Below are 4,750 nucleotides of genomic sequence, written 5' to 3' on the forward strand. Positions count from 1 at the left end.
CATAAGTACCGCGGCGACGATCACGGCGAATACCGATGTCGAGCCACGCTCGTGGGGGCGTGTCCTCATCGGGTTCCCCTCCAGGTGTCGACCGGCGAGATCGAGCTGGAGGTGACGGTGGTGGTGCCGGGCAGGAACACCAGGCCGAGGTCAGCCAGCCGCACTCGGCAGCTGACGGTGACCTTCACCGAGCCTCCCCGGGAGAAGCCGGACACGTCGGTGGCCGAGCTGCACTCGGCGTTGGCGGTGTCAGCAACCGCCAGGCTGGCCGCGGCCGCGCTGGCCGCCATGCCGGCGGAGCGCTCCATGGAGGCTGCGCGAGCAGCGTCACGCGCCGCGGCCTGAGTCATGCCCTCGGCGGAGACCCAGCGCCCTGCAGCCACAACGAGCATGACGATCATGAGCAGGGCCGGAGCAATCACGACCATCTCCACCGACATGGTGCCGCGCTCGCCGCGTCGTCGGGCGTGCCGACGCGCGGAAGGGGTAAAAGGAGCGCCTGTCACGTATCCTCCCGGAAAGTCTCGATCGGTGCGGTGATGGTTGCCTCAATGCCGGGGGCGAGCCCGCCGATGATGTCCATGGAGGTGCCGGTAACCGTGATCCGCGCCTGGTCGCCGACGGCGGCGATGTGCACGTTGACGTGGGTGAGTGCGCGGCCACCGCCCACCCGGGTGGCGTACTGGGCGCCGTCGGCCTCTGCCTGAGCGAGCTCCGCCGCCGTAGTGCCGCCCTCGCGCACCACCCGGGCCGTTTCCCGGGCGGTGGCGATGGCCACCTCATTGCCGTACCAGGACAGGGCGACCTGCACGGTGACGAGGATGATGAGCATGAGCAGAGGGAAGAAGACCAGGAGCTCCACCGAGGACGCGCCGGTCTCCTCCCGGAGCCGCGTAAGCGGCGCTGCCGACGAAGTCATGCGCTCAGCCCAGGCCCGGCGCCTTGAGGTTGGATGCGGCGTCCTGGACGAGGCTGTAGACGGCGCGTCCGACGAGTGCGGCCAGCACGATGAGGAATCCGGTGATGATGACCCACTCGACCGTGGATGCGCCCTTCTCCCCGTCGTGGGAGTTGAGCCGGTCTCGGACCGTGGTGGTGAGGTCACCAGCGATGACTTGAAGTGTGCAGATCAGGCGGAGCATGTTCGTTCCTTTCTACAGGGTTGTTTTCCGGACGGATCGGGTCATGCCGAGAGCCTCACGTGCCGCCAATGATCCCGGCGAGGGCCGGGTATACGAGGAACACGATGAAGCCCATGGCGATGATGAGCTGGGCCACCAGCATGGATTCGGAGCTTTCCCCAGCCTTGCCCTCCGCGTCGGCCAGTTCGCGCCGCCGCATGCTGGTGGCCCGGGCGGCCAGGGATTCACGGATCTTGGCCCCGTCCTCGGCTACGAGCCCGAGTGCGGCCGACAGGTCGCGCAGCTCGTCAATCCGCAGCCGGTCCCCGAGGCCGCCCATGGCGGCCCAGGGGGTCTCGCCGCGTAGGCGGGCTGCGGCCAGGGCGTCGCGGATGCGCACCATGGCCGGGTCGTCAGACAGGGTCGAGGCCGCGTCGAGGGCCTCGGGCACACCCCGGCCGGCAGCCAGGGACATTGACACCAGGTCCAGGTAGGAGCCCACCACGTGCCGGAAGTCACGGCGCGCCTCGTCGGCCTGCCCGCGCAGGCGGACAGTGGGCAGGACCAGGGCCAGCAGGCCGAGCACGGTGCACACCAGGACCGGAGTCTCCCAGGAGGTGATAGCGCCGAGCGCGGTTGCGGCACCCACCAGGGCCAGTGGTGCGGTGAACGCGACCAGCCCGTACAGCAGCGACGTCACCAGGTGCCGCTCCAGGGACCTTCCCATGACGGCCAGGTCGGCGCTCAGGGAGCCCAGGTCGACTCCAGTGCGCCGCAGCAGCGCCGCCGCGCGGAAGCCGACCACGTCGATCCAGTCGGGCAGGGCGCGTTCAGCGGGGTTGAGGCGCCGGGCGTCGCGGCGCAGCCTGCTCTCGTCCCGCAGCGTGTCCAGCTCGGCCAGTGCCGGTGCGGGCTGTACGCGCGGAGGAGCGATGAGCAGCGTCAGCAGTAGCACCCCGGCACCGCTGACGGCTCCGCCGACCAGGATCCAGATGCTCATGCGGCGTCCCCGTTCGTGACGGTCAGGAAACGGCGCGGTAGCACCACGCCGGCAAGGCGCCGCATCCACATCAGGCCGACGGCGAACAGCCCGGCCACCACCAGCAGGACCAGCTGACCCTGCGCGCTGGCGTAGGGCTCCACGAAGCTGCGGTTGAATAGCGCGAGTCCCAGCATGACGATCACTGAGAACACGACGACGATCTGGGCCGAGCGCCGGGTCCCGGCGCGGGAGGCGGAGACGCGCTGGCGCATGTCCAGCTCGGCGCGGGCCGTTTCGGCTAGCGAGCCCAGCAGCTGGCGCAGCCCGGGGCCGCGCAGCCGCGAGTTCATAATCAGTGCGGACACGATCAGGTCTGCGGTTGGGTCGTCCAGGTCGTCGGCGAACTGGCGCAGTGCGGTGGCGAGCGGCACCCGCACGCGCATCCGGTCGGCCAGTAGTGCGAGGTCCTCGCGAATAATCGGTGCGGCGGCGTAGACGGTGGCGGGGATGGCCTGCTCCAGGCCGACGGCTCCGGCGATCGTGTCGCGCAGCGACTCCGCCCAGGTCGCCAGCGCCTCGATTCTGGCTGCTGCCTCCCGCTCCTGTCGGGCACCGCCGAACAGCAGCGGCCATACGACCACCAGCACACCGCCGGCCGTCGCCAGCACGAGCCAGCGAGTAAGTACCAGCAAGGCGACGGCGATGCCGCCGGCCAGGGCGAGCCGCCACAGCGGTCGACCGGCGAGCAGCTGCCGACCGCCGCCGGCGCCCGGTACGCGGCCGGGGAGAGGGTCTGCGCCCAGGGCGAAGGCGAGCAGCAGGAACAGTCCGGCGCCGATAAGGGCACCGGCCAGCACAGCGGCCATGGCGGTAGAACTGTTCATCGGGACCTCCGCGCATTGGGGACGGCATAGGCGGCGGCAGGGTCGTAGCCGGCCTCGATCAGATCCTCGACGCATTCGATTGGGGCAGCGGGCTGCGCCTGTCCGGAGCCGTCGTCGGCGAATACCTCGCTGGACAGCACGCGCCCGTCGACCCCGTTCACCTCGCGCACGGAGGCCACGTAACGGCGCATGGAGCCACCCTCGGAGAACCGGTTCTCGCGGGTGAGGAAGATTACGAAGTCGACGGCGCCCGCGATCAGCAGGTTGGTGGCGTCCTGCGGCAGGTGCTCCGCGGACTGGATGGCGTAGGTAGCGATGCGGTTGAACACCTCCGCCGAGGAGTTGGCGTGGATTGTGGACAGCGAGCCGTCATTGCCCTGGCTCATGGCGTTGAGCATGGTGACGATCTCGTCTCCCAGTACCTCGCCAACGATCACGCGCGAGGGGTTCATGCGCAGCGAGCGCCGCACCAGGTCGGCCATGGTGATGGCGCCGACACCCTCGGCGTTGGGCAGGCGCTCCTCGAAGGCCACCACGTTGGGATGCAGGTCGGAGAACTCGCCGAGCCCGAGCTCAAGTGCGCGCTCCACGGTGATCAGCCGTTCGGACGGCGGTATCTCGTTTGCCAGCGCGCGCAGGAAGGTGGTCTTACCGGCGTTGGTGGCGCCGGCGATCATGATGTTCTTGCGGGCGCGCACCGCCGCCGAGCAGAAGGCCGCCAGCCGGGGGCTGAGGGTTCCCAGGCCCACCAGCTCATCCAGTCCCACCTTGTCCAGGCGGGCGCGGCGCACCGACACCGCGGGACGGGAGCACACGTCCATGACGGCAGAGAGACGGGAGCCGTCCGGCAGCCGCAGGTCGAGCTGGGGGTTGGCGGAGTCGAAGGGGCGGGAGGCGAGACCGGAGTAGGAGCCGAGCACCTGGACTAGCTCGACGAGCTCGTCGTCGGAATCGGCAACCGGTGCCCCACGCTCCTCACGCCCGTCTGCGTATTGGATGAAGACGTTGTCATAGCCGTTGATGTCCACGTTCTCGACGTCGGGGTCCTCCAGCAGGGGCTGCAGGCGGCCGACCCCGAACAGGGCGGCGTGGATGCCCTGGGAGACCTCCTCCTCGGCCTGGGCGTCCAGGGGGCTGCGGCCGGCGGCGATCTCCGTGCGGGCATACTGCTCCAGCACCCGTCCAATCAGGGCCCGGGCGAATTGCCGTTCGTCCTCGGGCGTCATGGGCGGGATGCCGGAGGCGGCATCGTCATGCCGCTGCTTGGCGAGCAGGTCGGCGACCTCCTCACGCATGGTGCGCACAATGTTCTGGTCAACGCTCACTGCGACTCCTCCGCTCCTGCCAGCTCGGCAGCCAGTTCTCGGGCGGAGCGCACCAGCAGGCTGCGGTCCAGCGGTCGGGGCCGCCGCCCCGCCAGCGCGTCCGCCGCTCCGTCGTCGTGGGCGAGCACCCCCGTCACTGGGACGTCGAGGCCTCCGGAGTGCAGTAGCCGGTTCAGGGCACCTGCCTCGTGGCGCTCCTTCCAGGGCGTGACCAGTAGGACTCCGAGGTCGGGCCGCTCTGCACGGTGGGCCGTCTCATCGACGATCCACCGCAGACGCTCCCGGAGGTGCCCGTACTGGTCCACTCCGGGGCGCGTGACCAGGATGAGGCGATCGGAGGCCAGTGCTGCGCCCAGGCTGGGCGTACCGGGGGTCAGTCGTCCCGCATCAGCAATGACATCTACCGGGCCGCGCAGGCTCTGTGCGACTGCCGACCAG

At 69.9% G+C, this 4,750-nt stretch carries 6 protein-coding genes and 1 pseudogene; all 7 read right to left on the bottom strand.

From position 1 onward, the window contains the following. Positions 1–65: 65 nt before the first annotated feature. Positions 66–506, bottom strand: coding sequence for a TadE/TadG family type IV pilus assembly protein (locus GZ998_RS08735; protein ID WP_237564315.1), 441 nt, complete (start codon positions 504–506; stop codon positions 66–68). Further along, the gene (locus tag GZ998_RS08740) at positions 503–919 is read right to left on the bottom strand and encodes a TadE family protein (protein ID WP_219109625.1); all 417 of its coding nucleotides are present in this window, start codon (positions 917–919) and stop codon (positions 503–505) included. The genes GZ998_RS08735 and GZ998_RS08740 overlap by 4 nt, the downstream gene beginning before the upstream one ends. 4 nt (positions 920–923) lie before the next feature. Continuing rightward, positions 924–1,142, bottom strand: coding sequence for a hypothetical protein (locus tag GZ998_RS08745; RefSeq protein WP_161923912.1), 219 nt, complete (start codon positions 1,140–1,142; stop codon positions 924–926). A gap of 55 nt (positions 1,143–1,197) precedes the next feature. Further along, positions 1,198–2,121 carry a type II secretion system F family protein gene (locus GZ998_RS08750; protein ID WP_161923911.1) on the bottom strand — a complete coding sequence of 308 codons (924 nt, stop codon included), beginning with the start codon at positions 2,119–2,121 and terminating at the stop codon, positions 1,198–1,200. Further along, entirely contained in the window at positions 2,118–2,987 is an 870-nt protein-coding gene (locus tag GZ998_RS08755) for a type II secretion system F family protein (RefSeq protein ID WP_219109626.1), read from the bottom strand. The genes GZ998_RS08750 and GZ998_RS08755 overlap by 4 nt, the downstream gene beginning before the upstream one ends. After that, positions 2,984–4,312 carry a CpaF family protein gene (locus GZ998_RS08760; protein WP_161923909.1) on the bottom strand — a complete coding sequence of 443 codons (1,329 nt, stop codon included), beginning with the start codon at positions 4,310–4,312 and terminating at the stop codon, positions 2,984–2,986. Before GZ998_RS08760 ends, GZ998_RS08755 begins: the two co-directional genes overlap by 4 nt. Further along, a pseudogene (locus GZ998_RS08765) lies at positions 4,309–4,750 on the bottom strand (hypothetical protein); the annotation flags it as partial. The gene GZ998_RS08760 and the pseudogene GZ998_RS08765, both read right to left, overlap by 4 nt.

This window comes from Actinomyces sp. 594 (assembly GCF_019325145.1).
GTDB lineage: Bacteria > Actinomycetota > Actinomycetes > Actinomycetales > Actinomycetaceae > Actinomyces.